A 16,742-nucleotide genomic window follows, 5' to 3' on the forward strand; every position below is an offset into this window, starting at 1 on the left:
TGCTTGCCTCAGTGAGCTGTCCGCAGCTCGCTGCTGGCCGTTGGACCGGCAGCGTCGTGCAGTGCGGTATTCTCGCCAGTTGCTCGAAGAGGGGATCGAGGCCGGACTCAAATTCTTCCGGAAGGCGTGCCAGGCTCGTGTCTGACGCGAACGGTCGAGCCCGGACCTAGCCTGCGCTGAGCCGCACGCCGGCGCGCAGGAATTTCTGCGGATCGACGGCTTCGCCATCGATGCGGGTTTCATAGTGCAGATGCGGGCCGGTCGAGCGGCCCGTGGATCCGACGAGGCCGATGACCTGGCCGAGCTTGACGATCTCGCCGACTTTCACGTTGATCTCGGAGAGATGGCCGTAGCGGGTCGAGAGCCCGTTACCGTGATCGACCTCGACCATGCGGCCGTATCCGCCGGACCAGCCGGCCGAGACCACCTTGCCGTTGGCAGTGACGCGGGCGGGATCGCCGGTCGCGGCGCGGAAGTCGAGGCCGGTGTGCATCGCCGGCCGGCCAAGGAAAGGATCGCTGCGCACGCCAAAGCCTGAAGTGAACTCGACCTCGCCAATGACGGGCTTGCGGTAGGGGACCAGCGCCAGCGTGCGATTGAGCCGATCCATCTCGGCGCGGGCGATGTTGATGCGATTGAGCTGCTTCTCGAACGGTCCGGCATTGGCCGCCAGCTTGACCGGCACAAAGGGTCCGCCCATGGCGCTACGCGGCACGGCAGCTTCGAGATTGGCAAGGTTGAGGCCGAGATCGCTGACCACGCCACGCATCCGGCGCATGCGCGAATCCATGCTCTCTTCGACGGCGCTGAGCGCGGCCACCTGGCGACGCTCGACTTGATCCAGAGAGTTCGTAAGCCGGACCAGGACATTGTCAAAACCCTGGTTCTTGGCGAATTGATTGGCCTGCGGCGCCATCGCGGCCGGCGCGCGCGATTCAAGCCGGGCTTCGCGATCCGGCGGCGCCACGAAAATCACGGTGTCGCTGATCGGCGAGGGCTTCGGTGTGCCCTGGGTCTGGCTCGAATCGCTCCGCTGCGGGGTCGAGCGGGGAATCGATCCGGTCACGTCGGGCATGGCGCCAAGCGCCGTGGCCCGGGACTCCAGCGCCGTCTGGCGCTTCATGATCTGGTCGAGCTTCTGGTCGAACTGCTCCTGGTCGAGCAGCTGACGGCTGGTGGTGCGATCGATCCTGGCGCGCAGCTCGGCGATGCGGTCCTCATAGGCGTATTGCATCTCGGCCTGGCGGGCGATCAGCCGGGTCAGGACGTCGTCGCGGAAGGCGAAATAGGTGGCGGTTGCGGCCGACCACAGGCCGAGCAGCACGACAGTGCCGACCACGATCCAGAACACCACGGGTCCGAGGCGAACCTGCTTGCCGTGATGGACGATGGTGTAGGCGTCGTCGGCGTCGGGAAGGGGCAGCGCGACGGCCGCCGCGGGAGCAGCGGGACGACGCTGGAAGGCCCGTCCGTGGTCGTGGGGATGATGCTGGGGGTACTGCGAATATTGGGCAGAACGTTTCGACATCGGCACTCCCGCGCCGGTCGGATGAGTCCGTACGGCCTAACTGCCGCGGCAATCTGGGCCCGTCATGGTTAATTTTCTGGAAACGGAACCGCTAGAACCTAACGGGCTGGTTAAAGACTTCTTGCCGCTTCAAGCACCTGGTCGGCATGGCCGTCGACCCGGACATTACGCCAGATTTTGGCCACCTTGCCGTCTTTGCCAACCAGCACCGTGGTACGAAGAATCCCGAGGAAGCGCTTGCCATACATAGACTTTTCGCCCCAGGCGCCATACGCCTCCAGCATCTCGTGCTCCGCGTCCGAGATCAGGGGGACGCCAAGGCTGTGCTTGTCCCGGAACTTCTCCTGGGCCTTTAACGAATCGGCGGAAATGCCGAGCACGGCGGTGCCGGCCGCTTTGAAGTCTTGGGCAAGCCGGGTGAAGTCGATGGCCTCCCGGGTGCAGCCGGGCGTGTCGGCGCGGGGGTAGAAGAACAGCACGAGCTTCTGGCCGGCATAGTCCGACAGCGCGGCCACGCTTCCGCCGTCACGGGGCAGGCGGAAGGCGGGGGCCTTCTGGCCTTCGGCCAGGGCCGCCTTCGCTGCGGCTGCCGATTTGGAGGAATTTAACTGTTTCGATGCGGCCCCATGCGATGCTGTCTTTGCTATGGTCGCCTTTGATTTGCTGGCCGGTGCCCGCTGGGTCTTTGCGGGCTTTGTTTGAGCAGACGCCCGGGCTTTCAGGGCGTTCTTTTTAGCCGTCGGACTGCCGGAGGGCGCTTTGGACGATTTCTTTCGGGATGTCTTGGACATACGCCTTCCTTTCGTCGCTTTCGACGGGTCAACCAAAGCGGTATTGCAGCTCTCGTCCGGTGTGCCGGAATCGCGCCCTCAGCTGGGCAAGTCTGACGACGCCGGAGTATGGTTACAAGGAATTCCACGCACCACCCCACTGCTCGTTGAACGCGCTCCCGGGGCGAGATGACGAACAGCAGGAATATTCGAGGCATGGCGGCAACGCCGGGGCGGGGCGCTTCGATCCCCGTCGACGGCTGCGGTCCGGGCGGCGCTCAGTCCTCTGATGGGCGCCTGTATCGAGAGGCAATGGCAAGGAATACGTCGCCCAAGGATTACAATCGGGATGTCGATCGGCGCGGCCGCCAAATCGAGCCGCAGGAATGGGACGAAGCCGACTGGGATCCAGATCAGGAAGCGGCGGCGGGCCATCGGGCGCGCCGGCTGCTGTCGCGTTCCCATTCGAGCTTCCACCGCTTCGGTGACGGGTTTGGGTCGATGCGCCGCTGGCTCGGCGGAGGCCGCTGGCTGAAGCGGCTGGCCATCGTGGTCGGAGCGCTCGTCGTCATTTTCGTCGGCTGTTTTGGCGCGCTATGGTGGCGGCTCGGCGCCGGTCCCATCAATCTCGACATCGCGACGCCGTGGCTGGCGGCGGCGATCGAGGACAATATCGGTCACGGCAACACGGTCGAGGTCGGCGGCACCCAGATCGAGCGGGCCGGCCGGATCCGCATCGCCGTCCGCATCCGTGACATCGTCGTCCGCGACCATGACCACGCCATCGTCGCCACCGCGCCGAAGGCCGAGGTGAAGCTGTCGGGTGCGGGTCTGTTGATGGGGCACCTTCGCGCCGAGAGCCTCAATCTCGTCGACGCCGAGCTGGCGATCCGCATTGCGCCCGACGGCACCGTCACCGTATCCGCCGGCGACACCGCAAAACCGCTCGCGACCGGCGTCGCCTCCAAGAAGGAGGCAGGCCTGCCGCCGACCTTCCCGCGCAACGGCGTCCCGCCGCCGCCGTTCGGGATGGCGCCGGCAACGCCCGACGCATCGCAGGCCGCCCCTCAGGCGGCTGCGCAGAGCGGCATTCTTCAGGGCCTCGACTGGCTCGACAGCCTGAGCATGACCGGCCTCGACGGCCAGAACCTCAACGAGATCGGCCTGAAGAACGGCAATCTGATCGTCGACGACCAGCAGCGCGGCAGCAAATGGTCGTTCGAGAACATTACGCTCAGCCTGCGCCGGCCGAGCCATGGTGGCGTCACGCTCAGTCTCGGCGAGGAGGGCGCGCGCCCGTGGCTGCTGCGCGCCACGATCGGCCCGGCCGAGAACGGCGTGCGCTCGGTCGACATCAAGGCCGACAAGGTCTCGACCTCCAACATCCTGCTGGCGCTGCGGGTGAAGGATCTCACCTACACCGCCGATCTGCCGCTGACCGGCGAGCTCAAGGGCGAACTCGGCCGCGACGGCGTGCCGACCTTCTTCCGCGGCAAGGTCACGGTCGGCGCCGGCAACATCATCGACACCGACACGCCCGATTATCCGATGGCGATCGACTCGGCCGAGATCAATGTCGAGTGGGACGCCAACCGGCGTGTGCTGGTCGCCCCATTCAAGATTCTCTCGGGCGCCAACCGCCTGACGCTGCTGGCGCATCTCGAGCCGCCGAACGGCAGCATCAACGACTGGCAGCTCGGCTTCAGCGGCGGATCGATCCTGCTCGGCGGCATCGACAACGAGCCGCCGCTGGTCTTCAACCGGATCGCGATCGGCTTCCGTTTCGACACCGACCACAAGCGCCTCCTGCTGACGCAGGCCGACATCTCCAACGGCGAGATCGGGGTCGCCGGCACCGGTGCGATCGATTATTCCGGCGAGCCGCGGCTGACGCTGGGCTTTGCGGGAACGCCGATGTCGGCCTCCGCGCTCAAGCGGATGTGGCCGACCCTCGTCGTTCCCGAATTGCGCCAATGGGTGATCGAGCGGATCGAGCGCGGCACGCTTCAGCGTATCGAGATCGGGATCAATTCGCCGACCAGGAACCTGCCGCGCAAGGGTCCGCCGATCCCCGATGACGGCCTGTCGGTCAACATCGTGGCGGGCGGCGTTGCGGTCCGCCCCGTCGATGGCATGCCCGTCGTGCACGATGCCGATCTGAAGGCCCGCGTGACCGGACGCACCGCGACCGTGACGATCGGGCAGGGCATCGCCGACACGCCGGCGGGCCGCAAGATCACGATCTCCGATTTCATCTTCGAGGTGCCTGACATGGCGCCGAAGCCGTCACCGTCACGCACCAGGTTCCGCGTCGACGGACCCGTGCCTGCGGCGGCCGAAATGCTCTCCAACGATCGCCTGAGCGATCTGTCGTCGACCGTGATCGATCCCAACACCGCCAAGGGCACCTTCACAGCGAACATCCAGCTCAACTTGCCGGTCAAGGGCGAGTTGACCAAGGCCGACACCACTTACGCGGTGAGCGCCGATCTGAACGGGTTTGCGGCGGAAAAGCTGGTGATGAACCAGAAGCTGGAAGCCAACAACCTCAAGATCGCCGCCAACAACCAGGGCTATCAGGTCAAGGGCGACGTCAAGATCAACGGGCAGGCTGCTTCGCTCGATTACCGCAAGCCAGCCGAGGGCGATGCCGACGTCAAGCTGCAGACGACGCTGGACGATGCGAGCCGCGCGCGCCTCGGCTTCGATCTCAGCCCCGCCGTCAGCGGGTCGGTGCCGATCAAGGTGTCGGGCAAGATCGCCGGCAGTCCCGAGGCGACAACGAAGCTCGGCATCGAGGCCGATTTGACCTCGGCCCGGCTCGACAACATCCTGCCGGGCTGGGTCAAGCTGCCGGGCAAGTCGAGCAAGGCGACGTTCAAGGTGGTGCCGACGGCGCAATCGACGCGTCTGGAAGACATCGTCATCGAAGGCGGCGGCGCCTCGATCAAGGGCTCGCTGGAAGTCGATCCGAACGGCGACCTCATGAATGCGAATTTCCCGACCTATTCGCCGTCCGACGGCGACAAGGCGTCGCTGAAGGTCGAGCGCGGCCAGGACGGCGTGGTCAAGGGCACGATGCGCGGCGACGTGTTCGACGGCCGCGGCTTCCTGAAATCGGCGATCTCGGGCAATTCCAAGGACGATTCCAAGAGCAAGATGAAGAACGTCGATTTCGATATCGACGTGAAGCTCGGCGCTGTGATGGGTTTCAACGGCGAGGCGATGCGCAGCCTCGACGCCAAGATGTCGCGCCGCGGCGGCGCGGTGAAAGCCTTCACGCTGAACGGCAGGATCGGCAAGGACACGCCGGTGGCGGCGGATCTGCGCGGCGGTCGCGCCCAGGGCAACCGCGAGGTGATCTATCTCCAGACCAACGATGCAGGTTCGCTGCTGAAATTCACCGACACCTACACCAAGGCGGTCGGCGGCCAATTGGTGGTGGCGATGGAGCCGCCGACATCCGAGCCGAACACCTCGCGCGAGGGCCTCATCAACCTGCGCGACTTCACGGTGAAGGGCGAGGCGCAGCTCGAACGCGTCGCCGCCGGCGCGCCCAACGGCACCGGTAACGGCGTCTCCTTCAGCGCCCTGCGCGCCGAGTTCACGCGCCAGAACGGCGCGCTCACGATCCGCGACGGCGTCGTCAAGGGACCGATGATCGGCGCCACCATCGAAGGCTCGATCGACTATCCCGGCAACCAGGTCTGCATGAGCGGCACCTTCGTGCCGATGTACGGCGTCAACAACATCTTCGGCCAGATCCCGCTGTTCGGCATCTTCCTTGGTGGCGGCAACAATGAGGGCCTGATCGGCGTGACCTATGAGGTGGTCGGCACGCCGGCCGCGCCCGTGATGCGCGTCAACCCGATCTCGGCGATGGCGCCAGGCCTGTTCCGCAAAATCTTCGAATTCAACACCGGCAAGCAGAACTCGCCGTTCGAGGAGTTCCCCTCGCAGTCGAACGACGGCTCGACCGGATCCACCCGTCAGCTCTCGAACGGCTGCAGCCTCGCCCGGCGCTAAGTTAAGAGCGCAGAATTCCGTCATGCCCGGGCTTGTCCCGGGCATCGACGTGCTTCGCACTACCGCCAAAACGTGGATGGCCGGGACGAGCCCGGCCATGACGAATGTGGCGACGCTTGCGCGCCAAACGTCTTGAGTCCTGAGTGCCGCTTACGCCGCGCGAACGCCCTTCAGGAACGTCCCGACTTCGCCCGAAAGCTGCTCGGCCTGCTTGGAGAGGTTCGAGGCCGCCGCGAGCACCATGCCGGCGGCGTTGCCGGTCTCGTTCGCCGCGGTGCTAACGCCGCCGATATTGGTGGTGACCTCCTTGGTGGCTTCCGCGGTCTGTGAGACGCTGCGGGCGATCTCGGCGGTGGCGGCGCCTTGCTCTTCGATGGCAGCCCCGATCGAGGTGGCGATACGGCTGACCTCCTCGATGGTGGCGGTGATGCCGCCGATGGCGTCCACCGCTTCCTTGGTCGCGCCCTGGATCTGCGCGATCTTGTCGCCGATCTCGCGCGTGGCTTCCGCGGTCTGGCTTGCCAGCGACTTCACTTCGGAGGCGACGACGGCAAAGCCGCGGCCGGCTTCGCCCGCACGCGCGGCCTCGATGGTGGCATTGAGCGCGAGCAGGTTGGTCTGGGCGGCGATGCTGGAGATCAACTCCGCAACGTGCTCGATCTGCTGGGCGCCGTCGGAGAGCGCGCGTACGATGGTGTCGGTGCGGCGGGCACTGTCGACGGCACGGCCCGTCACCTCGGCCGACTGCGCGACCTGACGGCTGATCTCGGTGATGGAGGAAGAGAGTTCTTCCGCGGCCGCCGCGACCGTCTGGACACGCTGGCTGGCTTCGGTGGCGGCGGAGCCGACCACGGCGGCGCGGCGGTTGGTGCCCTCGGCGGTCGACGACATCGACTTGGCGGTCGTTTCGAGCTCGCCGGAGCCGGAGGCCATCAGGCCGACGAGTTGGCCGACAGAGGCATCGAAGCGATCTGCAAGCGAGATCAGCGCATCGCGTTTCTCCTGCTCGCTGCGGGTCTTGGCGGCGACCTGCTCGGCCTCCAGATTGCGGGCCGTCAGTGCGGTCTGCCGGAGCACTTCAAGCGTCTCGGCCATGCGGCCGATCTCGTCGCCGCGATCGGTCTCCTCGACCGGCTTGTCGATGGCGCCTTCGGAAATCTCCTGCATGCGGTTCTTCTGGCGGTCGAGCGCGCCGAGCACGTCGCGGGCGATCAGCCAGGACAGCGTGGCCATCAGCAGCATCAGGGCGCCGCCGACCGCGGCGAGCTCCAGCGTCAGCGCGCGGACGTCGGCATCGATGTCGTCGACATAGAGGCCGTAGCTGATCGTGGCGTTCCAGGGCGCGAACTTGCGTGCGAACACGGTCTTGCGGACCGCCTCGGTCTGGCCCGGACGGGGATAGAGATAGGAAGTCACGCCGCCGCCGTTCTGTTCGCCGGCCTTGAGGATCGCGTCGGCGATCATGACGCCGTTCGCGTCTTTCGCGCCGGTGATCTTGCCTTCGAGCTGTTGGTTGGCACCGTTCACGAGCAGGGAGGTGTCGGGATTGTAGACGACGGGGTAGCCTTGGCCGCCGTTGAAGCTCATGCGCCGGCCGCGCATATGGAACTGGGCCTTGGCTTCCGCTTGCGTCAGCTTGCCCGCCGCCACGTCGTCCTGAACCGACTGGGCCAGGCTGTAGAGCATGTCGACCGCAGTCTTCATCTGCTGGACCCGGTCTTCCATCATGCGGTTCTTGCTGAGGAAGGCCGATACCGCGATGATGGCCGTGACTGTGAGAGCGGCCAGGCAGACCATGCTGGTCAGCTTGGTACGGATCTTCAGATGGCTCAGCAACTTCATCACAGCCCCTACAGAATGGTTGTTATTGTCAACAGTGCTAGCATGAAGTGCTTACCATTCATGAACATGGCGGTGCGGCGGCGCGCCGCGCGGGACCGCGTCCGCAGCCTTATGCGTAACCGTGCGGGCAAATCGCCAGGCGCCGGCGCATGTCGGCGCGCCTGCTGGAGAAGATCGACTTCGGACTTTGGTGGTGATCGAGCCGGGGCGGAGCGGCCATGAACCGATTCGTTCATCGCCTCGTCATGTCCGCGCTGCTCGTGGTGGCCCTCGTTCTCATCTGGAACGTATTGGGCTCTCGTTGAACGGCACCGGCAATGTTGCCGGCGCCATCCGTTACTTTGGCGTTAATCGCGTGCGCCCGCGTCGCGTCAGCGCATCGCCGGCGGGTTAGTCCTTGCCCATTGCCGCGTCGGCGCTGACCGAGCCGCCACCCGCTGCCGAGAGATAGAGGCAGGCGAAGCAGAACAGGATCGCCGCGGTGCCGCCATTCAGCAGCGGCAGGAACACCGGCGTCTCGCCCTTGAACATGTGGCCCATGAAATAGGCGAAGGCCATTTCACCCGAGAGGATGAAAGCGGTGAGGCGGGTGAACAGGCCGATCATCAACAGCGCGCCGAGCACGAGCTCGAGCGTACCGGCCGCATAGATGATCGGCGGGATGTTTGCGAAGTAGGGGAGCACCGGAAACTTGAACAGTTTGGCGACGCCGTACTGAAACAGCAGGAGCCCGGTGATGAAGCGAAACAGGCTCAAGAGAACCGGTTGAAAGCGAACGAGATAGGGAAAGTTCATTGGTTTGTGCCCTCCATCCAATGCGCGACTTGGACCGTATTCAATCCCGCCCCGCAAGCGGCCCAAGCTCGATTCGCGCTGACATTTTTGTCATGTCGGACAAAACACCGCAGGCCGGGCTTTCAGCCGCGCGTGCTCCGCATTTTTTGCGCGGGTTCGCATCGCACCCATCCGTAATTTCCCGGTGACACGGATGCGCTCAGGTTACCTCTGGGAGACCTAGCGCCGTAAGGCGGGGACAATCAGGAACGGAATCATTCCGAGCACCACGCTCGCAAGTGCGAAGGCGAGCAGCGCATTATAGCCGTGAGTCGCATCGTGGATCAGGCCGCCGCTCCAGGAGCCGAACGCCGAGCCGAGGCCGCTGCCGATCGAGATGGTGCCGTAGATGGTGCCGACGCGCTTGCCCTGGAAAATCCGCATCGCAGTGGCGCTGATCAGCGGGCCGCGCGAGCCCATCATGCTGCCGAAGCAGACGACGAAGCCGGTGAGGAGAAGAATGTTCGGCGAGTACTGCAGCAGCCAGAGCAGGGCGATGCCGAGGATCGAGATCGCGTAGCTCAAGAGCACCGACGGCCGGCGTCCGATCAGGCCGTCGAGCGCGGACACCCCGAGCATGCCGAACACCAGCACGACGCCCGAAAAGCCCCAGGCGGTCGCGGCCTGCAGCGGCGGGAAGCCGGCATCGATCAGATAAGCCACGATCTGGGCTGCGATCGAATACATGCCGACGGCGGTGAAGAAGAAGGTCGAGAACAGCGCCCAGAAGGCGTGGTGACGCATCGCGCGCAGAAGCGTCCAGCCATTGTCGACGAAATCGGGATCGGTCTTCTTCGTGACATAAGGTGAGCCCGCAGCGAACAATCGCCACGGCAGCAGCATCAGCGGCAGCAGCAGGCCCAATGCGGCAAAGCCGAACAGCTGGTAGGTGTCGCGCCAGCCGATGTGGTCGATCAGCAGCTGCGAGGCCGGCAGCAGGGCCAGCACGCCGCCGCCCATCGCCGAATACACCACCGACATCGCAGTCGGCAGCCGCGGCCCGAACCAGCGGCCGAGCAGGATCGAGTTCGGCACGATGCCGATGAACGCGACACCGATGCCGACGCAGAGCCCGATCGAGAACTGGAACTGCCACAGATGCTGCGCGTGCGCCGCAATCAGGAACGCCGCGCCGAGCAGCAAGAGGCCAAGTGCGTAGACGATGGGCGGTCCGGAATGGTCGAACAGCCGTCCGACGAACGGCGCGGTGAGGCCGCTCGCGAGCCAGGTGAGCGAATAGACCGAGACGATCTGCCCGCGGTCCCAGCCAAAGCTTTCCGAGATCGGCTTCAGGAAGACCGTAAAGCTGTCGCCGAGCCCGCGGCCGAGAACGGCCAGCGTGAAGCAGAGAGCAAGCACGGTGAGCGCGATGCGCACGGCGCCTTCAGGCGTAGCCGCCACACCGTCCTTGCTCGCTTCCCCGATTGTTTTCTGGTCCATTGCCGGTCAGGGAGCGCGCTTCGACGCGCCCTGACAAGCATCAAAAGCTCATACGCCTATGCAGGCTTGATGAGGACGTGCTTCTTCTTGCCGAACGACAGCTTGATCACGCCTTCCGGCGTCAAATTGCCCGCCGAAAGCGCCATCTTTTCGTCGGTCACCGGCTCGTCGTTGATGCGCAGGCCGCCGCCCTTGATCTGGCGCCGTGCCTCGCCGTTGGAGGCAACGAGGCCCGCTTTGACGAAAGCGTTGAGCACGCCGAGGCCGGCATCCAGTTCGCCGCGCGGAATTTCCACGGTGGGAAGCGTTTCCGCCAGCGCGCCTTCCTCAAAGGTGCGACGTGCGGTTTCGGCCGCTTCGTTTGCTGCGTCGCGGCCGTGCAGCAGTGCGGTCGCTTCCGTGGCGAGCACCTTCTTGGCCTCGTTGATCTCGGATCCGCCGAGCGCCTCGAGCTTCCTGATCTCGCTCATCGGCAGCGTCGTGAACAGTTTCAGGAACTTGCCGACGTCGGCGTCCTCGGTGTTGCGCCAGTACTGCCAGAAGTCATAGGGCGAGAACTGGTCGGCGTTCAGCCACACCGCGCCCTGCGCGGTCTTGCCCATCTTGGCACCGGAGGCGGTGGTCAGCAGCGGCGTCGTCAGCGCGAACAGCTGGTGCGTGCCCATGCGGCGGCCGAGATCGACGCCCATGATGATGTTGCCCCACTGGTCCGAGCCGCCCATCTGCAATCTGCACCCGGTGCGCTTGGCGAGCTCGACGAAGTCGTAGGCCTGGCAGACCATGTAGTTGAACTCGATGAAGCTCATCTCCTGCTCGCGCTCGAGGCGCAGGCGCACGGAGTCCATCGTCAGCATGCGGTTGACCGAGAAGTGCCGGCCGACATCGCGCAGCATCTCGATCCAGTTCAGCTTGGTCAGCCATTCCGCATTGTCCAGCATGATGGCGTCGCTCTTGCCATCGCCGTACTTCAGCACCTTCGCGAACACGCCGCGGATCGATTCCTTGTTGGCCTCGATCTCGGCAATGGTGCGGATCGCGCGCGTCTCGTCCTTGCCGGAGGGATCGCCGACCATGGTGGTGCCGCCGCCCATCAGCGTGATCGGCTTGTTGCCGGACTCTTGGAGCCAGTGCAGCATCATCATGGTCAGGTAATTGCCGATGTGCAGCGAGCGGGCGGTGCAATCGTAGCCGACATAGGCGGTCGCCTCGCCCTTGGCGGCGAGCGCGTCCAGCCCCTCGAAATCGGAGCATTGGTGGATGAATCCACGTTCCTGCAGCGTGTTGAGGAAATCCGATTTAAATGCAGTCATCTGTCGGCATGCCCAGAAATTCTTGGTTTACTGTTTTGGGCGCAATTTAAGGGTCTTGCCCGGGAACTCGGTTGCTGCCCGCCACTTGGCGCTGTGGCATTATAAGATGTGTCCCTCTGGCACAAGATCGGCATGCCGGAGGGGTGTTTGAGGACGCTGATCCCATGATGTTGACGGCACTCGGCTTGATGAGCGGCACCTCGCTGGACGGGGTGGATGTCGCGCTGATCGAGACCGACGGAAAGCAGGTGAAGGCGTTCGGGCCCTCCGGCTACCGGCCTTACAGCCCGGCGGAACGCAATCTGCTGCGCCAGGCGCTGAGCGAGGCCGTACACCTGCCGCAGCGCGACGCCCGGCCGGGCATTCTGGCCGAGGCCGAGCGGGCGGTCACGCAGGCCCATGCCGAGGCGGTCGCCGCCTTCGTCGCCCAGAACCGGATGAAGCCGGAGGATATCGACATCGTCGGCTTCCACGGCCAAACCGTGCTGCACCGCCCGGAGCGTCGGCTGACGGTCCAGATCGGCGATGCCGCCTCGCTGGCCAGGGCGATCCATATTCCTGTCATGCACGACTTCCGCGCCGCCGACGTCGAGGCCGGCGGGCAGGGCGCGCCGTTCGTGCCGGTCTACCACCGGGCGCTCGCCAACGCGCTGGAGCGCGAGGGGCCGATCGTCGTCGTCAATATCGGCGGCGTCTCCAATATTACCTATATCGACGGCAACGACACGCTGATCGCCTGCGACACCGGGCCCGGCAACGCGCTGCTCGACGACTTCATGTACCGCACCATGAACCAGGCCTTCGATGCCGAGGGCAAGTTCGCGGCGCACGGCAACGTGGACGAAGCCTGGATCGCGAAGGCGCTGGAGCTGCCGTTCTTCGCCGCGCCGCCGCCGAAATCGCTCGACCGCAACGACTTTGCCGTCCTGAAGCTCGGCGATGTCCTGCCCGCCGACGGCGCCGCGACGCTGACCGCGTTCACCGCAGCCGCCATCGCGCGCATCATCCCGCTGCTGCCGCGCCGGCCGCGCAGCTGGATCGTCTGCGGCGGCGGCGCCCGCAATCTCACCATGATGCGGATGCTCAGGGAGCGGGTCGGCACGGCCACGGTGGAGGCTGCCGAGGCGCTCGGCTGGGCCTCCGACGCCATCGAGGCACAGGCCTTCGGCTTTCTCGCCGCCCGCGGCCTGAAGGGCCTGCCGCTGTCCTATCCGGCCACGACGGGCGTGCCGATGCCGATGACGGGCGGGGTGATCGCACGGCCGTGAGGCGTTCGGGGCATTTAATGCAATTGCATGGATCTTGACAAGTTCATGCAATTGCATCTATCTTGACGGCAGTTGTATTCAACCGCCGGAATCATTGCCATGACCGCCTCGCTCAAACTGATCAGCCACAAGCTTTGCCCCTATGTGCAGCGCGCAGTGATCGCGCTGCAGGAGAAGGACGTCCCGTTCGAGCGGATCGACATCGATCTCGCTGATAAGCCCGACTGGTTCTTGAAGCTGTCGCCGCTCGGCAAGGTGCCGGTATTGGTGGTGACGACTGACAACGGCGAGGTCGCGCTGTTCGAGAGCAACGTGATTTGTGAGTACATCGAGGAGACGCAAGGCGGGACAAAACTGCATCCGGCGGATGCGCTGAAGCGGGCCGAGCACCGTGCGTGGATGGAGTTCGGCTCGGCCATCCTCGGCGACCTCTGGGGGCTGGAGACCACGACGGATCCCGCGACATTCGAGAGCAAGCGTCAGGCGCTCGGCGCGAAATTCGCACGCGTTGAAGCTGCGCTTGGCGAGGGCCCGTATTTCGCAGGCAAGGCGTTCAGCCTGGTCGATGCGGTTTTCGCGCCGATCTTCCGCTATTTCGATCTGTTCGACGAATTGACCGAGCATGGCATTTTCACGGATGTGCCCAAGGTGCAGGCGTGGCGAGCCGAACTCGCCAAGCGCCCGAGCGTACGCACGGCGGTCGGCGCCGACTATCCGCAATTGCTGCGCGCCTTCCTCGTCCGCCACGACGCGCATCTGCTCAAGCTCGCGGCCTGAGTTCGCGATGTCGCAATCCCTGGCCTGGCTGATGCTGGTGGTCGCAGGCCTCCTCGATGTCGGCTGGGCGATCTCGATGAAATATGCGGAAGGCTACACGAGGGCAGGCTGGAGCATCGCTTCGCTCGTGCTGCTCGCCGCCTTCGTCTTTCTGCTCGGGCGCGCGTTGAAGGTGCTGGAAGTCGGCGTCGCCTATTCGGTGTGGACCGGCATTGGAGCTGCCGGCACCTTCGTCATGGGTGTCGTGCTGTTCGGCGAGAGCCTGAGCGCGATGAAGCTTGCGGGCATCGCGCTCGTCTTGATGGGGATCGTCGCGCTCAAGCTGGCCTGAGCATGATCCGGAAAAGTGTTAAGCGGTTTTCCGATAAGATCATGCTCAAAACATGAGTCTCAGCGCGCGCTCTCAGCGCACGTTGGCCAGACGCATGTCCAGATACGCCGTGATGGTTTCCATCAGCGGCTCGAGCTTGGCGTCGAAGAAGTGGTTGGCGCCGGGGATGACCTGCTGGTCGATCACGATGCCCTTCTGCGTCTTCAGCTTCTCGACCAGCGTGTTGACGTCCTTCGGCGGCACCACCGCATCCTTCTCACCGTGGACAATAAGTCCCGAGGATGGGCAGGGCGCAAGGAACGAGAAGTCGTAGAGGTTCGCGGGCGGCGCGATCGAAATAAAACCTTCGACCTCGGGGCGGCGCATCAGGAGCTGCATGCCGATCCAGGCGCCGAAGGAGAAGCCGGCGACCCAGCAGGCGCGCGCTTCGGGATTGATAGTCTGCGCCCAGTCGAGCGCGGCCGCCGCATCCGACAATTCGCCGGTGCCGTGGTCGAACGAGCCCTGGCTGCGGCCGACGCCGCGGAAATTGAAGCGCAGCACCGAGAAGCCGCGATGCGCGAAGGCATAGTAGCACTGGTACACGATCTGATGGTTCATCGTGCCGTGAAACTGCGGATGCGGATGCAGGATCATCGCGATCGGCGCGTTCTTCTGCTTGGCCGGGTGATAGCGGCCTTCGAGACGGCCAGCGGGTCCGGCGAAAATGACTTCAGGCATCGGTGATCTCTTGATTGATGTGCTGGAGCGAGAATTCTCGGCAATCAACCGATTGTGGCCTCATCGACAGCGATGCCGACGAAAGCGCGAATGGAAGGGTGAGAAGGCGTGCGCCTCGCGGTGATGCGCTAGACGGCGCGCGGTGACTTGACGGTGCGCGTTCTAACATGGGCGCAGGGGCAAAAAGCAAGCATCTTGAACATCAGCCAATGGGCTCAAGGCGTTAGCTTGTCATGGCGGCGTCATCGCTGGCGGTGGCGTCGGAATCACGGTTGCCAAGCGCGCGGCCGGAGCCCATGTCGGGCGTGAGCGGGCGAAACTGGCCTGCGATTGTAGGTATTATATTACTCAATGCCGAGCCGCGTCTATCTCGACTGGAATGCGACGACACCGCTGCGTGCCGAGGCGCGAGGCGCCATGCTCGCGGCTTGGGAGCTGATCGGCAATCCGTCCTCAGTCCATGCCGAGGGGCGGGAAGCGCGACGGCTGGTTGAGGATGCACGCGGCGCGCTCGCAGCGGCGGTCGGCGCGCTGCCGCGGAACGTCGTCTTCACCTCCGCGGGAACCGAGGCCAATGCGCTAGCGCTGTCGCCGGGCCTCCGGGGACCCTCCGGCGGCCCCGTCGAGCGGCTGCTGGTCTCGGCGGTCGAACACGCCTCGGTCCTGGCAGGCGGCCGGTTCCCGGCGGATAAGATCGGTCATATCAGGGTGACACACGCGGGTGTGGTCGATCTCGACGATCTCAGGGCGCAGCTCAAGGACGGCCCGCCGGCCCTGGTCTCGATCATGGCGGCCAACAACGAGACGGGCGCGCTGCAGCCGGTCACGGAGGCTGCCCGGATCGTCCACGAGGCCGGCGGCCTCCTGCATGTCGACGCGATCCAGGCCCTGGGCAAGATTGCTTTCAATATGAACGCGATAGGCGCGGACCTTGCGACCTTGTCTGCGCACAAGATCGGCGGACCCAAGGGCGTCGGCGCGCTGGTCGTGGCGGAAGGCCTCGCTGGCCTCGAGCCGGTGCTGCGGGGCGGCGGGCAAGAGCTGAACCGCCGCGCGGGAACCGAGAATGTCGCCGGCATCGCCGGCTTTGGCGCGGCGGTGAGGGCTGCGCTTCAGGCTCTCCCTGAGGATGCGGAACAGATGGCAAGCCTCAGAAATCGCTTGGAAAAGGGTATCCGCACCGTCGCCGGCGCGACGATCTTTTCTGATGACGCCGAGCGGCTACCCAACACCATTCTTTTCACGGCGCCCGGCCTGAAGGCCGAGACCGCCGTGATCGGTTTTGACCTCGAAGGGATCGCCGTCTCCTCCGGATCGGCCTGTTCCTCCGGCAAGGTCCAGCCCTCTCATGTGCTCTCGGCGATGGGATTCGACCCCGCGGTGGCCCAGGGAGCGGTGCGCCTCAGTGTGGGGTGGTCCACAGGACCAGATGACATCAACAGGGCGTTAGAGGCTTGGCGAAAGCTCGGTAATACCCTACTTAAGGGCTAAGCGACGAAACACGGCTTGAACGGTTCTAAGTCCGTGCTTTCGGCCTCAAAACATCGTAATACTCGTTCGAGTTTGATCCACCGCGGTCCTTGAAACCGCGAGCGGAGGATAGAATGCCAGCCGTCCAAGAGACGGTCGAGCGCGTCAAGCGCATCGACGTCGACCAGTATCGTTATGGGTTTGAGACCCAGATCGAGTCCGAGAAGGCCCCCAAGGGGCTGTCGGAAGAGATCGTAAAATTCATCTCGCAGAAGAAGAACGAACCCGCCTGGATGCTCCAATGGCGGCTCGAGGCCTATCGGCGCTGGCTGACCATGACTGAGCCGACCTGGGCGCGGGTCGACTATCCGAAGATCGATTTCCAGGATCTCTATTACTACGCGGCGCCGAAGCCGAAGAAGACGG

General features: G+C 64.8%; 12 protein-coding genes and 1 pseudogene. 6 read left to right on the forward strand and 7 right to left on the reverse strand.

The features are described 5' to 3' along the window. Window positions 1-166: 166 nt before the first annotated feature. A complete protein-coding gene (locus HYH08_RS03385; protein WP_220008310.1) occupies window positions 167-1,528 on the reverse strand; it encodes a M23 family metallopeptidase in 1,362 nt (453 codons plus the stop codon). A gap of 110 nt (window positions 1,529-1,638) precedes the next feature. Further along, on the reverse strand, window positions 1,639-2,319 hold the full coding sequence (locus HYH08_RS03390) for a peroxiredoxin (RefSeq protein WP_220008311.1): 681 nt from the start codon (window positions 2,317-2,319) through the stop codon (window positions 1,639-1,641). A 195-nt stretch (window positions 2,320-2,514) separates the two neighbouring features. Here HYH08_RS03390 and HYH08_RS03395 point away from each other — a divergent pair, with 195 nt between their 5' ends. Next, window positions 2,515-6,324: a YhdP family protein gene (locus HYH08_RS03395; RefSeq protein WP_220008312.1), complete on the forward strand. Its 3,810-nt coding sequence runs from the start codon at window positions 2,515-2,517 to the stop codon at window positions 6,322-6,324. Between the two features lie 150 nt (window positions 6,325-6,474). Here HYH08_RS03395 and HYH08_RS03400 read toward each other — a convergent pair whose 3' ends face one another. The 4 genes from HYH08_RS03400 to tyrS all read right to left on the reverse strand — a co-directional run bounded on the left by HYH08_RS03400 (window position 6,475) and on the right by tyrS (window position 11,750). Continuing rightward, complete coding sequence (locus tag HYH08_RS03400) at window positions 6,475-8,166, reverse strand: methyl-accepting chemotaxis protein (RefSeq protein WP_220008313.1); 1,692 nt, start codon at window positions 8,164-8,166, stop codon at window positions 6,475-6,477. A 390-nt stretch (window positions 8,167-8,556) separates the two neighbouring features. After that, window positions 8,557-8,961, reverse strand: a complete 405-nt coding sequence (locus HYH08_RS03405; RefSeq protein WP_220008314.1) for a DoxX family protein — start codon at window positions 8,959-8,961, stop codon at window positions 8,557-8,559. A gap of 219 nt (window positions 8,962-9,180) precedes the next feature. Continuing rightward, entirely contained in the window at window positions 9,181-10,440 is a 1,260-nt protein-coding gene (locus HYH08_RS03410; protein ID WP_220008315.1) for an MFS transporter, read from the reverse strand. 56 nt (window positions 10,441-10,496) lie between these two features. Continuing rightward, window positions 10,497-11,750: a tyrosine--tRNA ligase gene (gene tyrS / locus HYH08_RS03415; protein WP_220008316.1), complete on the reverse strand. Its 1,254-nt coding sequence runs from the start codon at window positions 11,748-11,750 to the stop codon at window positions 10,497-10,499. Between the two features lie 164 nt (window positions 11,751-11,914). On the opposite strand from tyrS, the gene HYH08_RS03420 reads away from it, so the two are divergent. The 3 genes from HYH08_RS03420 (at window position 11,915) to HYH08_RS03430 (ending at window position 14,126) form a co-directional block, all read left to right on the forward strand. Further along, window positions 11,915-13,018 carry an anhydro-N-acetylmuramic acid kinase gene (locus tag HYH08_RS03420; protein WP_220008317.1) on the forward strand — a complete coding sequence of 368 codons (1,104 nt, stop codon included), beginning with the start codon at window positions 11,915-11,917 and terminating at the stop codon, window positions 13,016-13,018. Between the two features lie 99 nt (window positions 13,019-13,117). Beyond that, window positions 13,118-13,795, forward strand: coding sequence for a glutathione S-transferase family protein (locus tag HYH08_RS03425; RefSeq protein WP_220008318.1), 678 nt, complete (start codon window positions 13,118-13,120; stop codon window positions 13,793-13,795). A 7-nt stretch (window positions 13,796-13,802) separates the two neighbouring features. Next, entirely contained in the window at window positions 13,803-14,126 is a 324-nt protein-coding gene (locus HYH08_RS03430; protein ID WP_220008319.1) for a DMT family transporter, read from the forward strand. 72 nt (window positions 14,127-14,198) lie between these two features. Here the strand turns inward: HYH08_RS03430 and HYH08_RS03435 are convergent, their stop codons facing one another. Beyond that, window positions 14,199-14,846, reverse strand: coding sequence for an alpha/beta hydrolase (locus HYH08_RS03435; protein WP_008143006.1), 648 nt, complete (start codon window positions 14,844-14,846; stop codon window positions 14,199-14,201). A 351-nt stretch (window positions 14,847-15,197) separates the two neighbouring features. Between HYH08_RS03435 and HYH08_RS03440 the strand changes: the two genes are divergently transcribed. Next, on the forward strand, window positions 15,198-16,337 hold the full coding sequence (locus HYH08_RS03440) for a cysteine desulfurase family protein (RefSeq protein WP_220008320.1): 1,140 nt from the start codon (window positions 15,198-15,200) through the stop codon (window positions 16,335-16,337). A 113-nt stretch (window positions 16,338-16,450) separates the two neighbouring features. Further along, window positions 16,451-16,742: pseudogene (locus HYH08_RS03445) on the forward strand (Fe-S cluster assembly protein SufB); the annotation flags it as partial.

Source organism: Bradyrhizobium sp. BR 10289 (assembly GCF_019455385.1).
Classification (GTDB): Bacteria; Pseudomonadota; Alphaproteobacteria; order Rhizobiales; family Xanthobacteraceae; genus Bradyrhizobium.

What these genes read in the sequence shown, in the direction of transcription:
- HYH08_RS03385 (WP_220008310.1), bottom strand. Translation starts at nt 1,528, where the DNA reads ATGTCGAAACGTTCTGCCCAATATTCGCAGTACCCCCAGCATCATCCC.
- HYH08_RS03390 (WP_220008311.1), bottom strand. Translation starts at nt 2,319, where the DNA reads ATGTCCAAGACATCCCGAAAGAAATCGTCCAAAGCGCCCTCCGGCAGT.
- HYH08_RS03395 (WP_220008312.1), top strand. Translation starts at nt 2,515, where the DNA reads ATGGCGGCAACGCCGGGGCGGGGCGCTTCGATCCCCGTCGACGGCTGC.
- HYH08_RS03400 (WP_220008313.1), bottom strand. Translation starts at nt 8,166, where the DNA reads ATGAAGTTGCTGAGCCATCTGAAGATCCGTACCAAGCTGACCAGCATG.
- HYH08_RS03405 (WP_220008314.1), bottom strand. Translation starts at nt 8,961, where the DNA reads ATGAACTTTCCCTATCTCGTTCGCTTTCAACCGGTTCTCTTGAGCCTG.
- HYH08_RS03410 (WP_220008315.1), bottom strand. Translation starts at nt 10,440, where the DNA reads ATGGACCAGAAAACAATCGGGGAAGCGAGCAAGGACGGTGTGGCGGCT.
- tyrS (WP_220008316.1), bottom strand. Translation starts at nt 11,750, where the DNA reads ATGACTGCATTTAAATCGGATTTCCTCAACACGCTGCAGGAACGTGGA.
- HYH08_RS03420 (WP_220008317.1), top strand. Translation starts at nt 11,915, where the DNA reads ATGATGTTGACGGCACTCGGCTTGATGAGCGGCACCTCGCTGGACGGG.
- HYH08_RS03425 (WP_220008318.1), top strand. Translation starts at nt 13,118, where the DNA reads ATGACCGCCTCGCTCAAACTGATCAGCCACAAGCTTTGCCCCTATGTG.
- HYH08_RS03430 (WP_220008319.1), top strand. Translation starts at nt 13,803, where the DNA reads ATGTCGCAATCCCTGGCCTGGCTGATGCTGGTGGTCGCAGGCCTCCTC.
- HYH08_RS03435 (WP_008143006.1), bottom strand. Translation starts at nt 14,846, where the DNA reads ATGCCTGAAGTCATTTTCGCCGGACCCGCTGGCCGTCTCGAAGGCCGC.
- HYH08_RS03440 (WP_220008320.1), top strand. Translation starts at nt 15,198, where the DNA reads ATGCCGAGCCGCGTCTATCTCGACTGGAATGCGACGACACCGCTGCGT.